The 23,809-nt window shown below is 46.8% G+C and carries 24 protein-coding genes and 1 pseudogene; 13 read left to right on the top strand and 12 right to left on the bottom strand.

From position 1 onward, the window contains the following. Both DEALDRAFT_RS09495 and DEALDRAFT_RS09490 read right to left on the bottom strand, forming a co-directional pair. Positions 1 to 918: an NAD-dependent epimerase/dehydratase family protein gene (locus tag DEALDRAFT_RS09495; protein WP_040378837.1), complete on the bottom strand. Its 918-nt coding sequence runs from the start codon at positions 916 to 918 to the stop codon at positions 1 to 3. Positions 919 to 1,195: 277 nt separating this feature from the next. Continuing rightward, complete coding sequence (locus tag DEALDRAFT_RS09490; protein ID WP_040378836.1) at positions 1,196 to 1,645, bottom strand: hypothetical protein; 450 nt, start codon at positions 1,643 to 1,645, stop codon at positions 1,196 to 1,198. 171 nt (positions 1,646 to 1,816) lie between these two features. Between DEALDRAFT_RS09490 and DEALDRAFT_RS16060 the strand changes: the two genes are divergently transcribed. The 6 genes from DEALDRAFT_RS16060 (at position 1,817) to DEALDRAFT_RS16055 (ending at position 6,804) form a co-directional block, all read left to right on the top strand. Further along, positions 1,817 to 2,482, top strand: coding sequence for a methyltransferase (locus DEALDRAFT_RS16060; protein WP_008516952.1), 666 nt, complete (start codon positions 1,817 to 1,819; stop codon positions 2,480 to 2,482). A gap of 111 nt (positions 2,483 to 2,593) precedes the next feature. Beyond that, positions 2,594 to 3,742 (top strand): cation:proton antiporter, encoded by a 1,149-nt coding sequence (locus DEALDRAFT_RS09480; RefSeq protein ID WP_008516950.1) that lies wholly within the window; start codon positions 2,594 to 2,596, stop codon positions 3,740 to 3,742. A 22-nt stretch (positions 3,743 to 3,764) separates the two neighbouring features. Continuing rightward, positions 3,765 to 3,953 (top strand): NAD-binding protein, encoded by a 189-nt coding sequence (locus DEALDRAFT_RS17420; protein WP_008516948.1) that lies wholly within the window; start codon positions 3,765 to 3,767, stop codon positions 3,951 to 3,953. Then, complete coding sequence (gene trkA / locus DEALDRAFT_RS09475) at positions 3,938 to 5,107, top strand: Trk system potassium transporter TrkA (RefSeq protein WP_008516945.1); 1,170 nt, start codon at positions 3,938 to 3,940, stop codon at positions 5,105 to 5,107. The genes DEALDRAFT_RS17420 and trkA overlap by 16 nt, the downstream gene beginning before the upstream one ends. Positions 5,108 to 5,325: 218 nt before the next feature. Further along, positions 5,326 to 6,051, top strand: a complete 726-nt coding sequence (locus tag DEALDRAFT_RS09470; protein WP_008516943.1) for a SurA N-terminal domain-containing protein — start codon at positions 5,326 to 5,328, stop codon at positions 6,049 to 6,051. A 234-nt stretch (positions 6,052 to 6,285) separates the two neighbouring features. Further along, positions 6,286 to 6,804 carry a 3D domain-containing protein gene (locus DEALDRAFT_RS16055; RefSeq protein ID WP_008516940.1) on the top strand — a complete coding sequence of 173 codons (519 nt, stop codon included), beginning with the start codon at positions 6,286 to 6,288 and terminating at the stop codon, positions 6,802 to 6,804. 75 nt (positions 6,805 to 6,879) lie between these two features. Here DEALDRAFT_RS16055 and DEALDRAFT_RS09460 read toward each other — a convergent pair. Continuing rightward, positions 6,880 to 8,077: pseudogene (locus DEALDRAFT_RS09460) on the bottom strand (MFS transporter). Between the two features lie 273 nt (positions 8,078 to 8,350). Then, entirely contained in the window at positions 8,351 to 8,512 is a 162-nt protein-coding gene (locus DEALDRAFT_RS16485; protein WP_008516935.1) for an aspartyl-phosphate phosphatase Spo0E family protein, read from the bottom strand. A gap of 143 nt (positions 8,513 to 8,655) precedes the next feature. Between DEALDRAFT_RS16485 and DEALDRAFT_RS09455 the strand changes: the two genes are divergently transcribed. The 4 genes from DEALDRAFT_RS09455 to DEALDRAFT_RS09440 all read left to right on the top strand — a co-directional run bounded on the left by DEALDRAFT_RS09455 (position 8,656) and on the right by DEALDRAFT_RS09440 (position 12,643). After that, positions 8,656 to 9,126, top strand: a complete 471-nt coding sequence (locus tag DEALDRAFT_RS09455) for a hypothetical protein (RefSeq protein ID WP_008516934.1) — start codon at positions 8,656 to 8,658, stop codon at positions 9,124 to 9,126. A gap of 146 nt (positions 9,127 to 9,272) precedes the next feature. Continuing rightward, entirely contained in the window at positions 9,273 to 10,355 is a 1,083-nt protein-coding gene (locus tag DEALDRAFT_RS09450) for a heparan-alpha-glucosaminide N-acetyltransferase domain-containing protein (RefSeq protein WP_008516933.1), read from the top strand. A 91-nt stretch (positions 10,356 to 10,446) separates the two neighbouring features. Then, on the top strand, positions 10,447 to 11,160 hold the full coding sequence (locus tag DEALDRAFT_RS09445) for a response regulator transcription factor (RefSeq protein ID WP_008516932.1): 714 nt from the start codon (positions 10,447 to 10,449) through the stop codon (positions 11,158 to 11,160). Beyond that, entirely contained in the window at positions 11,150 to 12,643 is a 1,494-nt protein-coding gene (locus DEALDRAFT_RS09440) for a sensor histidine kinase (RefSeq protein ID WP_008516931.1), read from the top strand. Before DEALDRAFT_RS09445 ends, DEALDRAFT_RS09440 begins: the two co-directional genes overlap by 11 nt. A gap of 22 nt (positions 12,644 to 12,665) precedes the next feature. Here the strand turns inward: DEALDRAFT_RS09440 and DEALDRAFT_RS09435 are convergent, their stop codons facing one another. The 3 genes from DEALDRAFT_RS09435 to DEALDRAFT_RS09425 all read right to left on the bottom strand — a co-directional run bounded on the left by DEALDRAFT_RS09435 (position 12,666) and on the right by DEALDRAFT_RS09425 (position 15,771). Next, positions 12,666 to 13,433 (bottom strand): ABC transporter permease, encoded by a 768-nt coding sequence (locus DEALDRAFT_RS09435; RefSeq protein ID WP_008516930.1) that lies wholly within the window; start codon positions 13,431 to 13,433, stop codon positions 12,666 to 12,668. Further along, on the bottom strand, positions 13,417 to 14,355 hold the full coding sequence (locus DEALDRAFT_RS09430) for an ABC transporter ATP-binding protein (protein ID WP_008516929.1): 939 nt from the start codon (positions 14,353 to 14,355) through the stop codon (positions 13,417 to 13,419). Before DEALDRAFT_RS09430 ends, DEALDRAFT_RS09435 begins: the two co-directional genes overlap by 17 nt. Positions 14,356 to 14,430: 75 nt before the next feature. Continuing rightward, positions 14,431 to 15,771 (bottom strand): dicarboxylate/amino acid:cation symporter, encoded by a 1,341-nt coding sequence (locus DEALDRAFT_RS09425; RefSeq protein WP_008516928.1) that lies wholly within the window; start codon positions 15,769 to 15,771, stop codon positions 14,431 to 14,433. 148 nt (positions 15,772 to 15,919) lie between these two features. Between DEALDRAFT_RS09425 and DEALDRAFT_RS09420 the strand changes: the two genes are divergently transcribed. Further along, entirely contained in the window at positions 15,920 to 16,687 is a 768-nt protein-coding gene (locus tag DEALDRAFT_RS09420) for a helix-turn-helix transcriptional regulator (protein ID WP_008516927.1), read from the top strand. A gap of 56 nt (positions 16,688 to 16,743) precedes the next feature. Here DEALDRAFT_RS09420 and DEALDRAFT_RS09415 read toward each other — a convergent pair whose 3' ends face one another. The 5 genes from DEALDRAFT_RS09415 to tkt all read right to left on the bottom strand — a co-directional run bounded on the left by DEALDRAFT_RS09415 (position 16,744) and on the right by tkt (position 21,900). Further along, positions 16,744 to 17,703 (bottom strand): rhodanese-like domain-containing protein, encoded by a 960-nt coding sequence (locus tag DEALDRAFT_RS09415; protein ID WP_008516926.1) that lies wholly within the window; start codon positions 17,701 to 17,703, stop codon positions 16,744 to 16,746. Between the two features lie 65 nt (positions 17,704 to 17,768). Continuing rightward, positions 17,769 to 18,833, bottom strand: coding sequence for a multiheme c-type cytochrome (locus DEALDRAFT_RS09410; RefSeq protein ID WP_008516925.1), 1,065 nt, complete (start codon positions 18,831 to 18,833; stop codon positions 17,769 to 17,771). An 18-nt stretch (positions 18,834 to 18,851) separates the two neighbouring features. Continuing rightward, positions 18,852 to 19,055, bottom strand: a complete 204-nt coding sequence (locus DEALDRAFT_RS09405) for a hypothetical protein (RefSeq protein WP_143753435.1) — start codon at positions 19,053 to 19,055, stop codon at positions 18,852 to 18,854. Positions 19,056 to 19,617: 562 nt separating this feature from the next. Continuing rightward, positions 19,618 to 19,827, bottom strand: a complete 210-nt coding sequence (locus DEALDRAFT_RS09400; protein ID WP_008516923.1) for an FmdB family zinc ribbon protein — start codon at positions 19,825 to 19,827, stop codon at positions 19,618 to 19,620. Positions 19,828 to 19,911: 84 nt separating this feature from the next. Further along, the gene (gene tkt / locus DEALDRAFT_RS09395) at positions 19,912 to 21,900 is read right to left on the bottom strand and encodes a transketolase (RefSeq protein WP_008516922.1); all 1,989 of its coding nucleotides are present in this window, start codon (positions 21,898 to 21,900) and stop codon (positions 19,912 to 19,914) included. A gap of 170 nt (positions 21,901 to 22,070) precedes the next feature. Between tkt and DEALDRAFT_RS09390 the strand changes: the two genes are divergently transcribed. Further along, positions 22,071 to 23,003 (top strand): ABC transporter ATP-binding protein, encoded by a 933-nt coding sequence (locus tag DEALDRAFT_RS09390; protein ID WP_008516921.1) that lies wholly within the window; start codon positions 22,071 to 22,073, stop codon positions 23,001 to 23,003. Continuing rightward, positions 22,996 to 23,781 carry an ABC transporter permease gene (locus DEALDRAFT_RS09385; protein WP_008516920.1) on the top strand — a complete coding sequence of 262 codons (786 nt, stop codon included), beginning with the start codon at positions 22,996 to 22,998 and terminating at the stop codon, positions 23,779 to 23,781. Before DEALDRAFT_RS09390 ends, DEALDRAFT_RS09385 begins: the two co-directional genes overlap by 8 nt. Positions 23,782 to 23,809: the final 28 nt, after the last annotated feature.

Here is a 23,809-nt window from a genome sequence, read left to right as displayed (position 1 = left end):
CTAATCCATACTGTCATAAACGGCAGCGGTTTCAGCTAAGCCCTTTTTTAATGAGTAACCGGTTTTCCAATTCAGTTCTTTTTGAGCCCTTTCCGGATTCAATGCGATGTGTTTTACATCCCCCATTAACTCCGGCTTGTATTGAGCAGGGAGATTACGGCCCAGAATTTCATTAATATGTTGATGTAAGTCATATATTGATGTGGCTACTCCTGTTCCGATATTTAAAGTTTGTTGCTTCCCTTTTGCTATGGCCAACAAATTTGCTGTGGCCACATCCTGAACATAAATAAAATCTCTGGATTGAAGACCTGTGCCAAAAATAGTGGGTGAAATTTCTTTTTTCATGTTTTGCATGAAAATGGGGATGACCCCACCTTCACCATGGGGTTGTTGGCGTGGGCCATACACATTGGCGTACCTTAAAATTGTATAATCCAATTTATATAGGTCATAAAAGAGTCGGACATACATTTCGCCCATATACTTTGAAGCACCGTAAAATGATATAGGCGACACAGGGTCATCTTCTGTTGCTACCCGACCCTGTGCGTCCCCGTAAACAGCACAGGTTGACGCATATATAAACCTCCCGACATTGTTTAGATGAGCAGAACGCAAAAGATTCAGAGTGCCTATGGTATTAACGGTTCCGTCCGCCAGAGGGTCCTTTATAGATTGCTGCACAAAAACCAGAGCCGCCTGATGCAGGATAACTTCAGGGGCTTCTTTTTTTATTACTTCATCGATTTGTGGATGCAAAATATCTACTTCATAAAAGACGGCATGTGCATTCACATTGCTTTTGCTGCCTGTTACAAGATTGTCGACCACCACTACCTCGTATCCTTTTTGAATTAACAGATCAACAATATGTGAACCTATAAATCCCGCTCCTCCGGTAACCAAAACCTTCAACAAAATCACTCCAGCAGCCCTTATTTAACATAGATTGCTTTATTTTATTCTTCATGTAAAAAATGTGTTACCTACCCCTGTTTTTGGGGGGGTAGCGTACATGAAAGGCGCGCTCTTTCGGTTTCCTCAGAGCGCGCTTTTGCTACTATAGTTTCAGTACTGCTGACATTAGCAGCTTCGCTATCTGCGAATAGCAGTACAAAAAAGCAAAGGCCCGGAGCACGCGGCCTTTGCTTCAAATCTGCATTGTTCAGTTTACCTGTAATTACTTTTTCAATTAATTTACCTTTTGCCTGAAGGATAACTTCTTTAAAGACCAGGCCAGCATCAGTCCATATACTGAGGCGGTAACAATGTTGGAAATAACAGTGTCGGCCTTTATTGGGATAAGTGGAGTTACGTTATAGAGGAGTGTTATTGCATATGACCCAAACCACACAACAAGGCCGTACACCCACCCCTTGAACAGATAATAGCGGCTGGTGGTTGCCGGCAGAAGATATGCAAACACTACGCCCACAACAGCGGCAAAGAACAATTGTCCGATTTGACCGATGACAGCTTCCAGGGTGGTGGCGAATCTGTAACCGAATATCAAAACGGATGCCCAGTCCAGATACAATATTTGAGCAAGGCCCAACACATAGAATGAAATCAGGTTCAAAACAGTCATTACAACTCCACCGATAAGCCCGGCTAAGAATCCATTAGCAAAGCGGTCATTCATTGACATCACCCAACTTTAGCTTATACATTCTTTTGCAATCAATACACAGAGAGTCTGACGTTTGCCTATGATGGTTTTAAATTTCATAATGCCTTAACCATTTGGCTTTTATTTATCTGATATACTTTGAACAAGTATTTTGCTAACGTAAAGCGAAAGGAAGTGCAAAATATGCCACACAAAAAACCAACCACGCTGACTCCATGGACACGTCAAGGTTGGCATGCAGCGGGATTAATTTTTTTGTTTTTGTCATTGTACTTCTTCTCCCTAAACATCGGCGCCAATACTATCTGGTCGCTTGCTGCTTTGATTTCCGCTTTTCTTCACCAAGGGTTAGTGGTTACAGTATGGCGCTTTGAACTGTTTGGAAAGTACATAACACGTCTTTTGGGCACAATGGGATTTTATCTTTACGGAACCCTGTTTTCTCTTCTGCTTTTAGCCAGATTTGGCATCGCCGCAGGTGCCGCTTTGGATTCTATGGGGGCATTGCCTCTACCCCCTGTTTTTTGGTTGGTAGTAACAGCAATAGTGTTGTTCTTCTTCATCTGGCTGCAGTATAGTGTGCTTAGATATTTTAGCATAAAACGCGCACTGGGTGCCGACCATTTTTTCCCTGAATACCGCAAGATGCCTTTTGTCCGCAAGGGAATTTTCCGCTATACACCAAACGGCATGTACGCTTTCGGCACACTTGCGTTTATGCTGCCCGGCCTTATCCTTCGTTCGGACATTGGCCTTGCCGTGGGCATCTTTCATTATTTAGCTGTCTGGTTGCATTATTGGGCCACTGAACTTCCGGACATGGAGCATATATACGGGAAAACACCATGACACTGATGAACATAACCGGGATGCTGTATTCGCAGGTTTCGGGTAACATTGCTTGTTAAAGGGAATATCTAATTGTTAGAAAAACTGACTGTGACTTCAGGAGGCTGAAATATGGATCATCTGTTTCTGGCAGGAGGAATAATCCTTTTAATTTTTTTCATTTTCAATTATATAGCGCAACGCTTTAATTTTCCGCCACTGCTGGCTTATCTGTTTTTGGGCGTAGCTTTAGCCGGCTTATTTACTGAGCCGGAACAAAACGTAATTGAGCAGATTGCCAACATGGGTATAGTGCTCTTGTTTTTCCTCCTTGGTCTGCACTTTCCCCTAAGCCGGCTTGTCAACATCTCCAGGAGAATCTGGCAGGCAGGTGTTTTGGATGTGGTGCTGTGCTTTGGCGGCAGCTTTTTTCTGGCTGTTCTCTTTGGTTTTGATCTTCTGCCTGCCCTGATTATTGGCGGAGTGGCCTATGCCAGCAGTTCATCCATTACAGTAAAAATGATGGAAGAAACAAACCGCATGACCACTCCTGAAGGTGAATTTAAACTGGCATTGTTAATTTTTGAAGACCTGGTTGCTCCGGTAATGGTTTCATTTCTGGTTGGCCTCAGCCTGCAGGGAGAAATTACCGCCCAGGCCGTTGCCATTATTTTTGCCAAAGTGGTACTGATGACCGCAGCATCAATCATTATTGCTTATTTTGGCTTTCGCAAACTTGACCTGTTTTTGAAACGTTATATGACAAAAGACTTCATACCTTTGTTTGCCATATCCATCGCTCTGATTTTCGCCGGCATTGCCTATTATTTGGACCTGTCCAAACTGTTGGGCGCATTTTTAGCCGGTGTTATGCTTTCAGAGACCGGAACATCTAAGGAACTGGAGCATCTCATTAGTCCTATTAAAGACATTACCCTGCCCTTTTTCTTTTTCTGGTTTGGCACATCCATTGCTTTTGGTGCAGGGGTAATTGCTCCGTCCTTACTGATGATTTTGATTGCCTGGGCATTTGTGGGGAAAATAATAGTGGGCTTCTGGGGCGGACGGATTTACGGCCTGACCTTTGGCGGATCTTTGCGGGCAGCATTTTCACTGGGCCAGAGGGGTGAGTTCTCTGTGGTTATCGCAGCTTTAGCAGATACGGCGCTACGGGTATTTTTGGGGATATATATTGTAATTACAGCTATTGTCGGGGTATATTTGTTCCGCAGGGCTCCTGCTATCTCTGAAAAGGTTGCCCGCTTAATGAAAAAGACTTAGATTATGGAGGAGTGATTTCCCTGTGAATATCATTATTATTGGTGGCGGAGATATCGGTACAGAACTGGCTGCTAACCTCTCGGCCAAAAAGCAAAACGTGGTGCTGATTGACAAAGACCCTGCAAAAGTCAAAAACCTAAGCCAGAAGCTTGGAATATTGGTTATCGAGAAAAAGCTAAAATTAAAACGGCTAAGATGGTTATTGCAGTAACAGAAACTGATGAAACAAACATCATCGCCTGCATGATTGCCAAAACATTTAATGTACCCATTACAGTGGCAAGGGTACGCAACCCCGACAGCGCCGGCGACGTAGATATTGATACCCGTGGCCTGACGCAAAAGCAGGTAGGTATCGATATTATCATCAGCCCGGAAAAAGCGGTGGCTCAGGAAATTTCTAAGATGATTCACTTTCCCGATGCTGAAAACATTGAGTACTTCGCCCAGGGCAAAGTTAAAATGGTGGGCGTAACTATCCGGGATGAAGCGGATATAACAAGGACCGCTGTTAAAGACCTGCCTCTGCCTAAAGAGTGCTCTATTCTGGGAATTAAACGGCAAAACGGCGATTTGGTCCTGCCTAAAGGAAATGAAAAGATAAATACAGGAGATAAAGTTTATCTGGTGGGAAGCATTGCTGCAATGAGAGAGGCAAGCAGATTATTGTATCACAGAACAACACAGATTAAGAAAGTGCTTATCCTGGGCGGCGGTATGATTGGCTATTACCTGGCCTCAATTCTGGAAGAAAACAAAAAGGATTCCTTCATGACCAAACTGATTGAGAAAAGCCCGGACCGCTGTGAAGAGCTGAACCGGACTTTAACTAAAACCCTGATTATTCAGGGTGACGGAACTGAAATGTCCTACTACAACAGAGAAGAACTAAACGAAGCCGACGTTGCAGTAATTGTCACCGGAGACGATCGCATTAATATTGTAGCGGCAATCATTGCTCAGAAAATGCAAATCCCCAAAGTCATCACTGAAGTAACAAACATTGGTTATAACTCGGTCTATAAAGATGTGGACATCACTGGCACCATAACCCCCCACTCCATCACCGCAGCACAGATCTTAAGATATACCCACAAAGAAGATGTGGTAACCCTATCCCTGTTGGAATCCGGCGCAGAGGTTACGGAACTCTTGCTATCCGATTCCGCCTCCGTTACCGGAAAAACAATTGGGCAGGCTAAGCTTCCTGAAGGTATCCGCATAGGAGTAATAGTCCGGGACGAACAGATTCTTGTTCCTCAAAAAGATACAATCCTGCAGCCGGATGACCGCCTGGTGGTAATCTCCACCGAAAAAGTATGCACAAAACAGGATAAATTCTTTGCCTGCCAGTACAGACCCTAGTACCAGCTTCCCTGCATAGGGAAGCTGGTTTACATATTTTCAGTACTAACCCTCTCCATGTGTTAACAGAATTTAAACAAAAAACTTGTCGCTTTTGTTTACAGCATGATTTTTATATGTTAGCCTAGCACTGAATGTTTATTTCTGTGATGTGCTTTGGTGCGAATTACGTTAAAAAGGTTCGCACAAAAAAGCAAATCTAGATTAATTATTGGAGGATGGATATTATTAAAACGAAAAAAGTATTTTTTACTCTGTTGGTATTTAGTGTTCTGATTTCACTGGTAGCACTTGGTGGATGCAGCGAACAGGCAACCGACGGCAATGAAGAAACTGACGGTAACAAAGCGATAGCCACTGTTAATGGAGTAGGTATAACCTATGATGATTTTTCGGCACAGCTATTAGAATTTGAACAACTGGCACAAATGCAGGGAATGAGCCTTGAGGATCCGGAAACTGTAACAATTTTGGAAAATCAGGCGGTTGAAGTTTTGATAAATGAACAACTCTTGTTACAGGAAGCGGAAAATAAAGACATTCAGATTTCTCAGTCTGAAATAGATGAGCAAATCGATCAGATGAAATCCGGTTTTGAAGATGACGGCCAGTTTGAAGAGGCTTTGGCAGCCCAAGGGGTTGAAATAGAGGAATTGGCCGACCTCATCAGGGAAGATATGCTGATTCAGGCTGTTTTTGCTGAAACAGTGCCAAATATTTCGGTGTCCGAAGATGAAATAACGGATGAAGAGATTAATGAAGTTTATGACCAGCAACAGCAAATGGCCGAAGCACAAGGCATGGACCTCCCCCCGCTGGAAGAATTAGAAGCAGAAGTTGTGGCCTTCATTATCCAACAGATGCAGGAAGCAGAAGAAAAGCAGGCCATAGAAAACCTCCTGGCTGAGCTAAGAGAAAACAGTGTAATTGAAATAAATCTGTAGTTTAACAACAAATCCGCAAACAGCTGTTTGCGGATTTGTCGTAGCCTTATAACTATGGGACATGCCAAATATATTTATTCAGCTTTAATTTAGCTTTGCTGCGGAAATATCAGTTGTTTTCCGTATATAGTTTTTAAATTGGTATAATGTTGGTAAAAATTACGTAATTAATGTTTTGGTAAATACAGATAATATGAGAGGAGGTATTTTGCACTCTTGGGAAGGAGACTTACCGTGACTCTCAAACAATTATTGCTTGTTACTGCACTTGTGCTGCTGGTCACCTTAGCAAACAGCCTTGATCTAAGAGGCCAGGTGCAATTGGCCCAGCGGGAAGCCAGTGAAGCAAGAGAGGAAGCAGAAGAAGAATTAAGAGACGCTCGCAGACTGGAACTGGAATCTGAGCAGTATGAAACACAGTTAATGAAAATTACCAAGTATGCCCCCCTAAGCCCTGACGCTGTGCCCGGATGGGACTTTGCGGGAGATCCGTCCCTTACTGCCAGCGGTGAAGAATTGATACCGGGTAAAACTGCAGCAGCAGGTCCCAATGTCCCCTTCGGGACCAGAATCTATGTGGAGGGTATCGGTTGGTTTGAGGTACAGGATCGCGGCAGCGCCATAGGCCCCAATGACATTGACCTGGCTGTGGAATCCAGAGAAGAGTCACTGGAGTTTGGTATACAGGAACGACTGGTTATTTTTGAACTGGGTGACGATACAGATGTTGAAGATGAAGAAGAAGAGGATTGAAGACACTTGATGTGTCGACAATCCTCTTTTTATGCCGCTGCAACGGTTTACACAATTGTTGCAGCGGCTGTTTTTTTACTCTGCTAATTTCTCAGGCGTCACCGTATTTCCTGTATAGATATTCTGACAATATGTTTCTTTGATAAAAAATGTGGTAAGCAAACTGAAAAAAACCACACCGGCGGTAACGAGAAAAGCACTTTGATAGGCTTCAACAGGATAGATTCTCAGCCCATTCACCACGGTGCCCTGCCAGTTTAAATCAAGAATATAGCCAAACAGAAACTGCATTACTGCGCCTCCCAGAAAACCGCCGATATTGGCAATACCGGTAGCCAGTCCCACCACTGAAGGATGGCTGACTTCCTTGGCACAAGCCCAGGTCAGCGCTGCAGGGGAACAAAAAATGCCCAACATAATAAGTAAATACGGTAAAGCGGCCAGCGGTGGCATTCCACCGTTCCAAAACGCCAATAACAGCCAGATTACCAAATACAGCGGTGTAAACAGCATAATGGGCAGCTTCCTGCGCCCGATACGGTCTGAGAGAAATCCCATCATCAGTGGGCCAATAAGGCCGGCAACTAAGGACAGGAGGACGTAGTTTGTAGCTTGATCCCGACTCATCCCATAAACCTGGGTTAAATATGGGCCCAGCCACATACCTTTTAGGGCCAACATGGTGCCGTACAAACCAAAACTCATGGTAACGGTAGGCCAGATAGATTTATTTAAGATAGTTTCCAACAGCTGCTGCTTAAGTTTTCCCGGCTCTGTTTTGGAGCGTTTTTCTGCCATAGAATCGGTGGAGTTGGGGCGGTTTGCGACAAAGTTCCAGGTAAGAACTCCAAACAGAACGGTTATTAAGGCAATAACATGAAAAGATGCACGCCAGCCAATGGCAACCACCAATAAATATAAGGGTGTTGTGGCCACCATGGAACCCAGATTACCACCAAACAAAGTCAGTCCCGACATGGTGGCAAACTCATTGTCACGAAACCACTCGGCAACCAGCTTCATGATACAGATAAAAATCAGGGACATTCCCAGTCCAATAAAAAAACGTACCCAAATAAGCCAGCCACAATGTTGTGGCACTGCCGAAGATGAAGGCCCCCAGGCTTCCGGTCACGGCACCGCCGGTAATGGTTTTCTTTGGGCCCAGGGTATCGGCTAATATCCCGGAGGGAATCTGCATCAGTGCATATACATAAAAGTAGATCGAACCCAAGGCTCCCAGGGCAGCTCCTGAAGTGTTGAATGCGGTCATCAGGTCGTCAAAAATAACCGTTGGTGCAACACGGTGGAAGTGACTGGTGGCATACAGCAGGCATGGAATAAGCCAGACTATCCAGCGTTTACTTAATACTGCCTCTGGCGCAGAAATGTTGCTCTGTAAGCATGGATCATGTTTTGCCATCTTTGTTCTCCTTATGGTAACAACTAGTGTGGTATTTATGGGTTTATATATATCCTGCATTTATAACAGGCAAATGTCAACAAAAAAAACTCCCAATAACCATCGGTATCGGGAGATCTGTTTTTATCCTTGTTGTTTATTATACCTTTGTTCCAGCATGTGCGCCACGATTAGCTTGTCCAGTTTTTGACTTTGTGCTAACGAAATCTCACTGCCAAGGCCAAAAACCGCCACTGTCTGTTCCAACTTCTTTCTTTCCGCCACAATCTCATATAAGATAGACATGGCTTGCACCTCTCTAAAGTTTTTTACAATATTCTACATTTAATCCATTATTCCTGTAGGACCCAGGACCTATTTTGTCCCCAAAGTATAAAATTTGTCAGTAAAAGCACAATAAAGTATTATAACTGCTTAAGGGGGTCATTATGGCCGTTCCTCTTGAATATATTTACCTGATTTATACCATCCTCCTGGCTGTGATTCTGGTTGTGGTGGTACCGAAGGAAAAGATACGCCAACTTGCAGTGTACGCCATTCTTTTTGGAGCCTTAACTAATATCATACTGATTATCATGGCAACGCATTTACTGGATTTGGGCGGACACCTTAACTTCATGCCCTTTGGCGTGGCGGGCATCCCCTTCTTCCCCCCCATAGCGTGGACTGTGTACTTTATCATGTTCATGTATTTTCTACCTGAAAAAAAGCCCTGGAACTTTGTGTTTACGCTGACAGCCTCCTTTTATGCCGTATTCTTTGCCAATGTGCTGGTAAACATAGGCCTCTTTTATTCCAACTACGGCCGCTTTATTGTACCGCTTATGATTTACGGCCTCTGGCATTTCACGGTAATGTGGGTGTATCAGCGATTTTTTCTGCACAAGTCGGTTTATTGACTACCTTCCCTATTTGGGAAGGTATTTTATTGTGCGGGGCAATCTCATAGTTGACAATTTGTTTACTTTTTGTTTAAAAGCATCTTGCATTTATGTGTTAGGGTGAGTATATCTGGTAAAGTAATTTAATGTTTGGAGGATTTGCCATGGCTGACTTACCAATGGAAAAGAAAACACGCTTCAGTGAAATTGATGCCTTAAGAGGGCTTGCCGTCCTGCTGATGGTATTTAACCACGGCATGGAATGGGCCCATACCACAGCCTTTGACATTGTGGTGATTCTGCAAACTTTATCAATCGGCGATATTGCAACGCCCATGTTTTACTTTGCTGCCGGGCTGTCTTTATATCTGTCTCTGCAAACAAAACTCAGAAAAAATCCGGACCCGTTATTGGTCCGTCAGCGATACACCGTCCGTTTGGGTAAACTTTTTGCTATCGGGATAACGGTCTCACTGACCTGGGGAGTACTGCAGGCACAGGCCGTTACTTTACTGAGTCTGGTCTGGCTGACAATGACACTGCCGAAATTAAAAGATTTAAACCCACCACGATACTTTTTTCCCGGCTTGCTGGCTGCTACCTTAAGCCTCCATTTCCTCATTACAAGCAATGCGCTGCATCCGGCGGTTGAAAGAGTTTTTTCCGGCCAGTTTCCGCTTTTTGCTATTCTTTCCATCAATATCGCAGGTTTTTACCTGGCATCACGGCTGGCTCATAAGAGTTTTACTCTACAGGCTATAGCCCTGGCCACACTCTTGATTGGCAGCGGACTAGTGTTGAGGCATAACGACGCAGTTTTTGTTCGCTCCGGCGCGCCCGCCGCATTCTTATTGTTTGGCATCGGCTTGGCCATTTTGTTCTTGGGGATTTTCCGGTATGCACCTGTACAACGGCTCAGCTTATTTCGCTACCTGACTATGATGGGCAAAGATGCTTTATTTGTCTACGTATTTCATTATGCATTATTCTTCGTCCCCTTCTTTTTTACCGGTTTGATGGGCACCTTGTCCGCCACCGCATCTGTAATTTTTTCCGGTTCCATGCTGGTGGGGATAAGCATAATGGTAAAGCTGCGGGAGAAAAACAAAGTTACTGTTTTTGCCATGCTAGATATGATTGTGGCCGGGTTTTGGAGTTACCTCTCCCAAATTTCCCTGCCCTCCCTATCGCAACCCAAACCTCGCTCAGCCCGGATCAGTAACAGCGGAATGTGGACTGACAACTAAATTGATACAGAAACTGCCATAATCCTTTGGAGGTTATGGCAGTTTTTTTTCGAATAGTATAGAATAGCGTTCTAAAAAGGGTGTGAAAATTATGGCAACAAATGCACGCCAGGCTCTGGTGGTTGAAGACGATAGTGATATTTCTGAGCTGGTCCGGATTGTACTGCGGGCAGAAGATTTTGCGGTGGATGTGGCACATGACGGACAAAAAGGGTTGGAGATGGCTATAACAAAACCTTATAACCTGATAATTCTGGATTTAATGCTGCCCACCTTGGATGGCTGGGAAATCTGTCGCCGTCTGCGAGATACCGCAGCCACTCGCAGTACCCCCATTATTATGCTCACAGCAAAAAATGAAGAATCGGATAAAGTTCTGGGGTTGCAGGTTGGCGCAGATGATTACCTTACCAAACCTTTTCGGCCCCGGGAGTTTTTGGCCCGGGTGCACGCTCTGCTCAGGCGCACCACCGACTATAACCAGCCTGATGACACCCTGTATTTTTGCACTTTAACTATTTATCCGCAAAGTTATCAGGCTTTCATAGAGCAAAAAACCGTGGATTTAACCCCGAAGGAGTTTGAATTACTGCTGATTCTGGCCCGCAATGCAGGCCGGACACTAAAGCGTGAACAGCTGCTGGAACAAGTGTGGGGATACGAATATCCCGGCAGTACCCGAACAATTGACGAACACATTAAAAGGCTGAGGCAAAAGATTTCTCAACTGGAGCCCGGTTATACTTTTGTTCAGACTGTGTGGGGCGTGGGCTATAAACTTGAGGTGAAAGAAAATGATAATTAAATGGGGACCCAAGAGTTTATTTGCCAAGCTGTTGGCTGCCCACATGGTGGTGATTATGGTTACGCTGGCCACCATTGGATTTCTCTTTTCCTATCTGGTAGACAAGTATTTTTTCAGCGCCCGGGAGTGGGAACTCACTGCTCAGGCGGAGCAGGTTGCTGAATTGCTTGCTGCCGAGTTCCAGGCGGGAAACTTCACTGAGGTTGAAAAGATGTCGGAGACATTGTCTGTCTCCATGGATGTAAAAGTTCGGGTTATGGATGACCAGCGCAATGAAATAGTTACCGCCATCCCTCCCCAGGGAGAAAGCACAGAAAGCGTTACCTTAGACCCCGACGAGATTGATTTTATTATGCAGGGAGATGTTATCTCCAAGAAAGTATATGGCCCGGCGGTGCAGCATCTGTTGGTGGGTATGCCGATTTTCAAGGGAGAGAACGGCAGGGAGGCTGAGAATCCCGAAGTAATTGGCGGCATTATTGTCAATGCTCCCCTGGCGTCACTGCGGGCAAATGCAGCCCAAATCAGCAGCCTGGTCCTCTACTCCCTCCTATTTGCCACTTTGGTTGCCGGTTTCTTTGCTTTTAATCTGGCTAAAACAATCTCCAGGCCGCTGCAGGCCATGACCAGTGCGGCTATGGACATGAAGTCAGGTAATTTCCGCAACCGCATCGATATCAATGACAAGGGAGAGCTGGGACAACTGGCTGCCACATTTAATCAGGCCGTGGAGGAAACCAATAAAACCATCCACGAACAAAAAAGGCTGCAAGCTCTGCGCCAAAACCTGGTGGCCAGCGTTTCCCATGAATTTCGTGCTCCCCTCACTTCCATCCAGGGCTTTGTGGATGCCATGCTGGAAGGATTTATCCGGGAAGAGGAGCAGGAAAAATATCTGCGTGTAATACTAAATAACACCCTGCATTTAAACCGACTGGTCAATGATTTGGTGGATTTGGCCAGTATTGAGAGCGGCTATGTGCAGCTTCGTTACGAAGATGTGGATCCATATACTTTGGCGGAAAAAGCACTGGATTCGGTCTATCCCCAGGCCCAGGAAAAGAGTATTAAACTGGAATACAATTATGAAGAGGGGCTGCCGGCAATACGGGGAGACGGAGACCGACTTTATCAGATATTGATCAATTTATTGGAGAATGCCATCACCTATACCCCAGATGAGGGAAGAATTGCTTTGGAAGCGCAGCTAAGCGACGATAAAGAAAAAGTTATCTTTACCGTCAAAGACAACGGCCAGGGCATTCCATTGGCAGAGATCCCTTATATCTGGGAACGGTTTTACAAAGTTGATAAAGCCCGTAACCGTGCAAACAAGGGTAAAGGATTGGGACTGGCCATCGTGCGGGAACTGGTCCATATGCATAACGGGGAAGTGGCGGTAAAAAGTACACCGGGAGAAGGCAGCGCTTTTTCAGTGATCATCCCCATAGAGGAAAAAGAAGATGAAAAAAGTCCTGATTAATAATCAGGACTTTTTCTATAGCTTAGTTGAGGATGTCTTTACGATTAAAGTGCAGCAATGCGCCAAGGACAAAGATAAGCCCGTGGCTGCCGATAAAAATAACGGCAAAGCGCAAACTTTCTCCCCCTGCAGGAAAGGTCAGAAGTCGTCCAAAAGAAATAAAATAGGTGCTTAGCAGGTATGGTTGCAATCGGCTGAAAATAAGGTCCAGCATTGTATAGGAGAGCAGTACTGCCATTGATAAACCTACTACCGCGGCGCTGCTGGAGAGCAATAAAGCCACCAGGATTATAAAAGCGGCAAAAGAAAGCAGCGGAAAAACTGGAGCCAAAAAAGAGATGACGGTGATGGAAATGCCCTGCCAGGCGGTATAAGCTATTCCCTGCTGCATAAACTGTCCACTCCAACCAAAGAAAAGAATACCCAAACCGTAGGCCAGTATCAGGGCAAAAAACAGCAGAAAAAAAATGATAAAAAACAGCGAAATAATTTTGGCCACAATAAACTGTGTCCGGGACACCGGATGCACAAGAGATAGCGACAGGGTACCGGAGCTGTACTCTTCGGTAAACGTTTCCGCTACCAACATGATTAGAAAAACAGGTACTGCCCAGGAAACCACTATCCCGTGCATGGTCAGGGGAAACACCTGGCCGTCCAGTGTCCTCATGCCCACAACAAAAGTCATGACCACCGGTACCATATACAGTATAAAAACAATGAGCAAGAAAGCATATAGCTTACGGTTTGTAAAAAATTTCAGCATTTCATTTTTAATCAGGCCCCTCACCAGTTTCCCCTCCCCCCTGTGTCAGTTCCACAAACAGCTGTTCCAAAGTAGTCTTTCTGGGAACGATATAACGTACCGGTATGTTTTTGTTCACAAGGTGTCTGTTTAATTCTACTGAACCACCACAGTCGATTTCCACCGTGGCGTGGTCCTTTTTCACCGTAATATGCTGAACAAAGCCTGCCTGACGTAGTACGGGTACGGTTTGTGCCATGTCGTCTGTGTGCACATCCACAATTTCATAGTTACGTTCCAACAGCTTCTCCAGGCTGCCCTGACGGATAATCTCCCCTTCTTTAATTACAGCGATGTTGTCACATACCTGTTCTATTTCACTTAACAAATGACTGGTAATAAAAAAAGAGATTCCCTGTTCTTTCTGCAGGTTACAAATCATCTTGCGAGTTTCCATCATACCCTGGGGGTCAAGGCCATTTAGCGGTTCATCAAGAAAAACAATGGTGGGTTGGGTAAAAAGGGCGCGAGCCAGGCCCAGGCGCTGCTTCATCCCCAGGGAAAATGTCCCTACCTTATCTTCCGCCCGAGGGCTTAGCCCCACCATTTCCAGCGCTTCCCCTATTCTTTTTACAGGAACTTCAGGATGGAGATTATGGATTAACTGCAGGTTTTTATAAGCTGAAAGACCTTCATAAAACCTGGGATTCTCCACCACAGCTCCTACGTGCTTAATCGCCTGTTTAAAATTACTGCGCAGCGAATACCCGTTTAGATAAATACTGCCCCGATCAGGCCTGACCAGCCCTAGAATGATGCGGATTAAAGTGGTTTTACCGGCTCCGTTGGGACCTAAAAAACCCAGTGACTCCCCCTTGTTTACCCGCAACGACACATTCCGGAGAACGTTTGTTTTCCCAAAACTTTTATGTATTTCTTTTACATGTAAGGTGTATTCCTCAGACATTGGTACTCCCCTGTTCGTTGTACATAATAAAAGGGTTATTCGCGCCAATGTGCGAATAACCCTTTTGTTTTCCCTCTATTGCTCCAAATTGGGACCTCCGACCCAGCGGTCCATTACCAGGCAGGCGGTCAGGTCCCCCATCACATTGATGGCGGTTCTGCTCATATCAAGAATACGATCCACGCCGATGATGAGCGCAATGCCGCTGGGGGGAATCCCCACACTGGCCAACACCGAAGCCAGGATAACCATGCCCACACCAGGTGTGGCGGATGAACCAATGGAAGCACCCACGGTCATCACAATGATTAACAGCATGGAAGCTAAGGTCAGCTCAACTGCAAAAACCTGTGCCAGGAAAATGGCGGCCACACCCTGATAGAGGGCGGTACCGTTCATATTAATGGTGGCGCCAAGAGGAATGAGAAACTGGGAAGTTGAAGGGCGCACACCCAGTTTTTCTTCTGCCACCTGGATGGATAACGGCATAACCGCAGCGGAACTGGATGTGGAAAAAGCCAGCAGCACCACTTCCCGCACTGCCTGGAAAAACTCCAGCGGATTTTTACGCCCCACCACCATCACCAGCAGCATGTAGACGCCCAGCAAAATTAACAGGCCCAAAAGAACCGTGAGGACATAAATGGCCATCCCCAACAGGGCATCAATGCCGGTGGTGATGGTGGTTTGCGCCAGCATACCAAAGACGGCAAACGGGGCCAGAAGCATTGCCCAGCGGACAATGGTCATACAGACCTCCTGAATGGCGCCAAGCAACTCCAAAAGGGGCTCGGCGTAGGTGGAGGCGGTGGATATCAGGGCAATGCCAAAGATTATTGCTATCAATACTATCTGAAACATTTCCCGATCCACCATGGCCCCCAGCGGGTTTTGGGGCAGAATGCTGGTGATAACTTCCGGAATGCCCACAAAATCGGGAGCATCAACCATTTCCTCCTGGTCAATGGGAGTTTCGGCTCCCATGGTTTCTTCCAGCGTCGAGCCGTCAATAAAGAGTCCGGGCTGGATGGTTAACGCCACCATCAGGCCAATCACAATGGCCACAACGGTGGTGGCAACAAAATAAAAGGCCAGCCTTGTACCCATTTTACTTAACTGCTCCATATCTTCACTGGCGGCCAGTCCGGTGATGATGGAGGCAAACACCAAGGGCACCACAATCATCTGAATCATGCCCAAAAAGATTTGCCCGGGCATGGCCAGCCAACTGCCGATAACGGCACCGGTCTCTCTGGGTACCAAACCGGTGGTAGGCCCCAACAAAATACCGGTCATAATACCCAAAAACATCGCTACCAGTATCTTCAGCCACAAACGTGACCTAATCAGTGAATGCATGTGGATAGTAAGGTTTTTTAAGGAACGGGGATGTAGTACATTTAAAGGATTGTCCATTTGTTATCCTCCTTCTCTTATTTCTATATCCTTTCTCTCTTTGCAGAAGTGTTTCCTACTGTATTTTTGGGGCTTAATTATTATGTAAGACTTTTCAAGTGCCTTGTGTGTGTTATAATGGAATTGGTTTTAATAAGGAGGGGAATCCATGCTGGAAAAACAACTAAAGAAAATCCGCACTAAAAATAAATTAACTATTGAGGAACTATCTAAAGCCTGCAACTTGCCTCTGGCATACCTAAAAGAAGTGGAAGAAGGAAAGCGTGAGCTCACCAGCAAAGCCCTGGATTATCTTCTTGCGAACCTTGACTTAGATGAAGATATTGAGGCCTTACACTTTAGCACATCCGGGATGGGTGATAAACTGCGGGCCATGAGGGAGGAAAAAGGGCTTACCCTGGAAGAGTTGGGCAGGCACCTTGACTTGTCTGTAACCTACTTAAGCGAAATCGAGTTGGGAGAAAGAACGCCTTCTATTCAGACGCTGCAGAAAATCAGCCGCTACTTCAATGTTCCCATAAGCTTGTTTCTCCATACCGAGGGCAAACTGATTGCCACGGGTAAAAAAATACGCATGACGCGGGAAACCAAAGGAATGACACAAAAGCAGCTGGCCAACGCAGCCCAGATTTCCCCAGGCCTTGTGGCTCAACTGGAAACAGGAAAAGTTCAGCCCTCATTAAAAACCATTGAACGCATTTCCAAAGCGCTAAGCGTATCTGTCTGCTATCTGATACTGGAGCAGGAAGACGCGGAAGGGATTATTGCCGGTATCACCCCCGAACTGCGTGAACTACTGTTTGACCCCCGCGTACAAATGCTCATCGGCCACATCTGCACATTAGACAGCGAGCAACTGCGGCTGGTTCTGAATTTTATTCATATGCTGAAGGAACCTGCTCTTAAAGAAAAATAATATAACAGTGCAACTAAAAGAACCGGGATTAAAAAATCCCGGTTCTTTTGTGTTTATTATTCAGTTACCAGAGGAAGTTCTGCTCTTTCTACCCAACCGTCACGCACGCCGTACAGAAGAGATCTGGCATCCAGACCCAGCATGCGCAGTACGCCTACGGTCTGGCCGGCGGTTTGACCGGAGTAGCAACCTACTACTACGGGGCGGTTGGTGGGCAGGGATTCAAGAAGTTCACCCACCTGGGCCCAGGGGCTGTGCACAGAATGCTCGATGTAACCTTCTTCAAAGTCTTCGCCTCTGCGGATATCAAGAACATAGAAGGCATTGGGGTTCTCTTCAAGTCCGGCCTGCAATTCTTCCGGGTCAAACAAGGCCCGGTTACCGTCTGCGATATCGGCAAATACTGCCTGGGCTTTTTCCCAGAGAATTTCTTCTTTTTCATCGGCAGGGGAAGTAACAGCAGACAGGTCGGCAGCAGCTACCATACCTGTGCCCTCTTTGGCAAATCCTTCTTCTTCCCAACCAAGCCTCATACCGTAAAGCATGGATTGTGCATTGTCAAAACCGGCCATGCGAAGCAAGGCAACGGCCTGCCCTGCAGTCTGGCCTGAGTAGCAGGCAACCACAACCGGCCTGTTTTTGGGCAGACGGTCCATAATTTCTCCCACATTACCCCAGCCACTGTGGACTGCTCCTGCAATATGACCTTCTTCAAAGTCTTCAGCGCTGCGAATATCAAGAATAAACATGGCATCAGGATTTGACTCCAGAGCTTCTTTTACATCTTCGGAGCTAATGATGTTGTTATCATCAGCTACTTTGGGAAAATATGCTTTGGCCGCTTCCAATACTACTTCCTGCGGGTCAAGAGCAATTTCTTCTTCCAGATTATTGTCATTATCTTCGATATCCACCGGCTCATTGTTATTATTTTCTTCGTTGCCGCAGCCTACTAAACCAAATGCCATCACACCTACTAATAGCAAAACCAACAATAACTTAAAAGTCTTTTTCATTCTACATACCCCCTTGATTTTTTTCTTAACTGCTCTTTTCTTAGTTTCACTGCATTAAGCAAGATCTAAGGTATGTCTGTTACAACCCATTCCCGGCTGGCCTGGCTGTCGTTTTCACGGATGTCCTCTTCGCGCAGGAAAATAAACGGGTTGCCATGACAGGAATCACAACTTTCATTTTGGATGGTGCTGCGTTGCACGTTATGGGTGGGCGAATATTTCCAGTTGGAGATTTCATCGAAGTTTGGCAGTTCCGCTCCCATGGGCCTAAACGTATCAGCAGTGGTGGGAATATGACGGATGGTCATATATCTGTAAGGATGCTGTTCGGTGGGATTGGGGTTCTGGCCGATTTTAAACATAATGCGCATATCCGATGTTCCGGCCACACTGCCGTCTTCCTGTGGTGTAGCATGGCAGTCAAAGCAATTGTTATTTGCCGAAGCGTGACATACCTGACAGGACATGGCATCCGGCTCATGGACATTATGGGCCTGAATGTCTGAATCGGTATAGACTTCCTCGTGACAGTCAAGACATTTAGGCAGGTCGGCTTCCCACATATTCTGCTCAAACTCACCGCTGCCATGGAAATTATTCACCGGATGACAATCTATACAGTGCATACCGTTGTCATAATGGACGTCGCTGCTATACCCCACCCGGCCCATGAACTCTCCGGCATTTCTAGCGCCGTGACAGCCGTAACATGTGTCTTCCATAGGCGGTGTCTTAGTAAAAGTGTGTTGTGAATGGAGACCGCCGGAGTATGCTATGGGACGGCTCACATGGCAGGAGCCACATGTTGCGTGACACTTGTAACAATTGTTGTCAAAAGCCTCCCTGATTCCGCCATCTTCATCCAGTACACCGGGGTGAGTAAAGTCTTCCAATGCATTGCGCATGCCCTGAATGGTGTAATGAATGGATTTTTCAAAATCAGAAGCGATATCTCCGTGACATTCCTGACAAATTCCACCCGCATCGGCAGATGGATACTTAATCATACCGGCGTGTGCTTCAGCTTTGTCTTCCACATTTTCTCCACCGTGACAGGCAATACAGCCCAGTTCACCATGGGTGGAAGTCAAAAATGCTTCATCGACACAGTACTTTTCGCTGCCCGCCAACTGCGGACCGGCAACACCTCAGCCGCCTCCGCCGCCTTCGGCAGCAGGTGGCGGCGTATACATTGAGTCAATAATATCCGGTTCAATGTGGCATGTGATGCAGGCATCACTGGCCACAGCCTCCACCTGAGGCTGCTGCTCACCGCAGCCAACTGCCAGTATAATGACAAACGCTGCGAAGAACATTAGCAATACTAAGTTTTTTCCTCCATCTTTCAGCAATTTTTTCACCTCTCCTGTTGTCATTTTTCCCCCGAAAACACATAGGTTTGTCCTCTGCCAAGTCCCTGGGTCATCCCTCCCTCGCTTAGTATATATGTACTAACGAATTAACAATGTACTCATATACTAAACCATTATACTTTTCCTACATGTTTACTCTGTATTTGAAAACCCTTTATTCATGCGGTTTAAGGCTGTTAAAAGTATAACACAGATACATTATTTCCGCCATAGCTTAGCGACAATAATTTCACATATTTTTAACAATTGTAACCTTACAGACAAATGTTGGATAATTTTTAATTTTTGAAAGGACCTCCTCTAAACAGGAAATAACTATAAGCAGTAACAAATTACGCCACGGGCCGCTATTCTTTGCTCTGCAAAGGCACCAGCTAAATCCCGGTCAAAAAGCGACCATCGTCTACGATACCAAGTGGAGCAGTACCGAGAAGATGGCCGCCGGTTTCTACGGGAACAGCTGAATTAATAAAAGACCGGACAGCTGGTAGCTGTCCGGTCTTTGTTTGATTGCAACCTGAACTCAGGTTGAAAGTTAGCCTCAGCCAAAACCGAAGCGTTTGGACGGGCAGGAATCGCTTTGTGCACAGGGGCTCTCTTTGGCGCCCCCCTTGCTTACATTTATACCGAACTTTTCCTGCAAATCAGCGCTCTCACACTTAGCACAGCGCACCTTTTTCTTATCGGCACTGGGCACCTGAGTTTCAAAGCGGTGTCCACACTGTTTGCAGATAAATTCATAAGTTGGCACGGGCAGGACCTCCTTTTTGCAAAGATACCCTCACAGCGTATCTGTCATCATTGTAAGGGCATCACCGCCCGGATGTCAATAGCTTTAGCGGCCAAGCAAGCGCAATGCCCGCTGAACCACATTATCTAAGGTAAAGCCAAACTTCTCCATCAGGATATCACCGGGGGCGGAGGCTCCGAAGTGATCAATGGCTATGATATCTCCCTCGATACCGGTGTAACGCTCCCATCCCATGGGATGGCCGGTTTCGATGGCCAACCGTTTCGTAATGGCCGGCGGCAAGACTTCATTGCGGTAGGACTCCGGCTGCTTTTGGAACAGTTCCCAACTCATCATACTGACCACCCGGGCGTTTACACCTTGGCTTTGCAGTTCTTTTTGCGCCTTGACCGCCAAAGACACTTCTGAGCCGGAGGCCATCAGGATTAAATCGGGAGCTCCGCCTTCCTCCTCACTGACAATATAGCCTCCCTTGACAGCATCCAGGCCGGTGCCTTCCAGTTGGGGCAGGTTCTGCCGGGTGAGGACCAGAGCCACCGGACCGTCGGAGCGTTTTACAGCATGCAGCCAGGCTGCCGCTGTTTCCTTTCCGTCGGCCGGGCGCAGCACGTGCAGATTGGGAATGGAGCGCATATTGGCCAGATGCTCAATGGGTTGATGGGTAGGCCCGTCTTCTCCCACTCCGATACTGTCGTGTGTATACACATAGGTAACGGGAATACCCATCAGTGCCGCCAGGCGTACCGCAGGTTTCATGTAATCAAAGAATGCCAGAAAAGTGGAACCATAGGGGCGCAGGCCGCCGTGCAAAGCCATGCCGGACATAATGGCGCCCATGGCATGTTCCCGCACACCAAAGTAGATATTGTTACCGGCCCGGTTGTCCGCGGTAAAATCCCCCAACCCCTTTAGATAGGTTTTGGTGGAAGCATTTAAATCAGCGGAACCGCCGGCCATGTTGGGCAGGTACTTGGCCAGAACCTGCATAATCTGGCCCGAAGCGGCCCTGGTTGCAGTGGGCTTATCGAATTCCCAAAGCGCCGGGTCCGCTTCCAGTTCAACGGGAACATCACTTGTATGCCAGGCATCCCAGCGGGCCGCATCTTCCGGGTATTTATTGCGGTATTCGCTAAAAAGCCTGTCCCATTGCCGCTTGTTATCTTCCAGGCCGCTTTGCAGGCCGGCAAAATGTTCTTTTACTTCGTCAGGTACGTGGAATGGGGGTTCTAAGAGCCAGTTCAGGTTTTCCTTGGTTAACTTAACTTCATCTGTACCCAGCGGAGCGCCATGGGCCGATGCTTTCCCCTGTTTATTGGGACTGCCATGACCAATGGCGGTGCGCACCAGAATCAGGGACGGACGTTGTTGATCTTTTTTGGCTGCCGCAATGGCTTCATCAATGGCTTCCAGATCGGTACCGTCGGATACCTTCATTACCTGCCAGCCATAAGCTTCATAACGCTTGGCCACATCTTCGGTGAAGGCAACTTCCGTACCTCCATCGATGGTTATTTCGTTATCATCGTAGAGGCAAATCAACCGACCCAGCCCAAGATGGCCCGCCAAAGATGCTGCCTCGGAGGTAATCCCCTCCATCATACAACCGTCACCGGTATAAACGTAAGTATAGTGATCTACCAGCGGAAAGTCCGGCTTGTTAAATTCTGCAGCTAAACGGCGTTCGGCAATGGCCATACCCACAGCGTTGGCAAAGCCCTGACCCAGCGGCCCGGTGGTGGTCTCCACCCCCACCGTATGCCCGTATTCCGGGTGTCCCGGAGTTTTGCTGCCCCACTGCCGGAAGTTCTTTAGCTCTTCCAGCGACAGATCATAGCCGAAAAGATGGAGCAATGCATAGAGCAGCATGGAGCCGTGTCCCGCAGAGAGCACAAACCGGTCACGGTTGGGCCAGGCCGGATCACCGGGGCTGTGCTGCATAAAGTCCGACCAGAGTTTATAAGCCATGGGAGCCCCCCCCATCGGCAAACCGGGATGCCCCGAATTGGCTGCTTCCACCGCATCCACCGCCAGCATGCGGATTGTGTTAATGGCTAACTGCTGTACATTCTTCATTTTATCCCTCCTGGAAAGTTACAAAAAAGTGTTCTCTCCTATTTTATATAATACTGGTGCAAAAACACAAGGCATAGTTTGCCTATATCGACAATAACGGCCAAATTTGTAGGCTTGCATCCAATTTTTCTTTGCTATACTATGAAGAAGATAAGACAAAGCAGGTGATTATGGTGGCAAATGCTGTGGAAGCAAAACAACTGCAAAAATACTACGGTTCGCTGCGGGCAGTGGACAACATTGATTTTGTCATATCCCAGGGCGAATATTTCGGCATACTGGGGCCAAACGGCGCCGGAAAAACCACCACCGTGGCCATGATTTACTGTTTCCTTCCGGTAGATGGCGGCTCCCTGCATGTCCTTAACCACAATGTAGAGGTTGATGCCCGGGAGATTAAAGGAAAATTAGGCGTGGTTCCGCAGGAAAATAACCTGGATTTGGAGCTTTCCGTTTTAGAAAATTTAATCGTTTATGCCTCCTATTTTGGCATTTCCCGTGATAAGGCACTCCCAACAGCTCTGGAGCAGTTGAAATTTTTTGGCCTGCTGGCCAAAAAAGATGTGGATGTGGAGTCACTGTCAGGGGGGATGAAAAGGCGGCTCACCATTGCCCGGGCCATGATGAATAAGCCCGAAATTCTTATTCTGGATGAACCCACCACCGGGCTGGACCCGGAAGCAAGGCATCATATCTGGCAGCATTTGAAATCCTTAAAGAAAAACGGTCTCACCCTCATCCTAACCACCCACTACCTGGAGGAAGCCAGCCAGTTGTGCGACCGGCTGATTGTGATGGACGGCGGAAAAATTCTGGAAGAAGGAATACCGGCAGAGCTGGTAAATAAACATATCGGTGAACAGGTAATTGAAGCGGGACTGTCTCCAGGGCTTCACACAAAGCTGCTTGCTTTGGCCGATGAACAGATACGCGGCTTTATGTCTATTGGTGAGACACTGTATCTGCATCCCAAAGCAGAGCCGGAAACTCTGCTGGAGGTAATTAAAGAATTCCCTGCTGTAGAAACCCTGGTGCAGCGGCCGGCAAACCTGGAGGATGTGTTTTTGAAATTAACGGGCAGGAGGTTTGGCGGCGGTGAGTAAACTGTGGCAATCGTACCGGACTTTAAACAGATACGCCCTGCGCGTTTTCCGCCGCAACCTGGCGGTGTTTCGCTCCACCTGGAAAACCAATATTGCCTTTAACTTCCTGGAACCTTTGTTGTATCTGGCCGCCATGGGCTGGGGCCTGGGTGCGTTTGTAGGTGAGATTGACGGCATGTCCTATATGCAGTTTATCGCGCCGGGGATTATTGCCTCTTCTGCCATGTGGGCAGCCTCGGCGGAATGCACCTATGAATCGTATGTGCGTATGCATTACCAGAAGATTTTCCATGCCATCACTGCTACTCCCATCAACCTGGATGAGGTGGTAACCGGCGAGTTGTTAACCGGAGTATTTAAAAGTGTACTGTACGGTAGCGTAATATTGCTGGTTATTGCCGTGCTGGGTCTGGTTCCTTCTTTTTTTGCTGTTTTGATTCCCCTGGTCCTGGTGCTGTGCGGCTTTGTATTTGCCCAGCTGGGAATGATTTGGACAGGCATTGTCCCAAAGATTGATTCCTTTTCCTACTTCTTTACTTTGGTTGTAACACCCATGTTTCTCTTCTCCGGCGTTTTCTTTCCCATAGATGCCCTGCCGGAGGCGGTTCAGGCAGCGGCCTGGCTGCTGCCTTTGTATCATATCGTGGTACTTTTGCGCAGCCTGACCATGGGAGCTGTCTCCGCCGCGCTCTTGATTCATGCGCTTTGGCTGGTGACGTTCATTATCGTTATTTTTCCGCTTCCTCAGCACTTGATGCAAAAAAGACTTATAAAATAACTGCGCCCGGCATTTCTGCCGGGCGTAA

This window comes from Dethiobacter alkaliphilus AHT 1, from assembly GCF_000174415.1.
GTDB classification, from domain to species: domain Bacteria; phylum Bacillota; class Dethiobacteria; order Dethiobacterales; family Dethiobacteraceae; genus Dethiobacter; species Dethiobacter alkaliphilus.
This window is presented reverse-complemented; position numbering and strand designations above follow the sequence as displayed.

Coding starts and splice junctions, on each gene's coding strand:
- DEALDRAFT_RS09425 (WP_008516928.1), bottom strand. CDS start 15,771: ATGGACAATCCTTTAAATGTACTACATCCCCGTTCCTTAAAAAACCTT.
- DEALDRAFT_RS09420 (WP_008516927.1), top strand. CDS start 15,920: ATGCTGGAAAAACAACTAAAGAAAATCCGCACTAAAAATAAATTAACT.
- DEALDRAFT_RS09445 (WP_008516932.1), top strand. CDS start 10,447: ATGGCAACAAATGCACGCCAGGCTCTGGTGGTTGAAGACGATAGTGAT.
- tkt (WP_008516922.1), bottom strand. CDS start 21,900: ATGAAGAATGTACAGCAGTTAGCCATTAACACAATCCGCATGCTGGCG.
- DEALDRAFT_RS09450 (WP_008516933.1), top strand. CDS start 9,273: ATGGCTGACTTACCAATGGAAAAGAAAACACGCTTCAGTGAAATTGAT.
- DEALDRAFT_RS09390 (WP_008516921.1), top strand. CDS start 22,071: ATGGTGGCAAATGCTGTGGAAGCAAAACAACTGCAAAAATACTACGGT.
- DEALDRAFT_RS09490 (WP_040378836.1), bottom strand. CDS start 1,645: ATGAATGACCGCTTTGCTAATGGATTCTTAGCCGGGCTTATCGGTGGA.
- DEALDRAFT_RS09470 (WP_008516943.1), top strand. CDS start 5,326: ATGGATATTATTAAAACGAAAAAAGTATTTTTTACTCTGTTGGTATTT.
- trkA (WP_008516945.1), top strand. CDS start 3,938: ATGGTTATTGCAGTAACAGAAACTGATGAAACAAACATCATCGCCTGC.
- DEALDRAFT_RS09440 (WP_008516931.1), top strand. CDS start 11,150: ATGATAATTAAATGGGGACCCAAGAGTTTATTTGCCAAGCTGTTGGCT.
- DEALDRAFT_RS16485 (WP_008516935.1), bottom strand. CDS start 8,512: ATGTCTATCTTATATGAGATTGTGGCGGAAAGAAAGAAGTTGGAACAG.
- DEALDRAFT_RS09430 (WP_008516929.1), bottom strand. CDS start 14,355: ATGTCTGAGGAATACACCTTACATGTAAAAGAAATACATAAAAGTTTT.
- DEALDRAFT_RS09415 (WP_008516926.1), bottom strand. CDS start 17,703: ATGAAAAAGACTTTTAAGTTATTGTTGGTTTTGCTATTAGTAGGTGTG.
- DEALDRAFT_RS16060 (WP_008516952.1), top strand. CDS start 1,817: ATGCCACACAAAAAACCAACCACGCTGACTCCATGGACACGTCAAGGT.
- DEALDRAFT_RS09480 (WP_008516950.1), top strand. CDS start 2,594: ATGGATCATCTGTTTCTGGCAGGAGGAATAATCCTTTTAATTTTTTTC.
- DEALDRAFT_RS09455 (WP_008516934.1), top strand. CDS start 8,656: ATGGCCGTTCCTCTTGAATATATTTACCTGATTTATACCATCCTCCTG.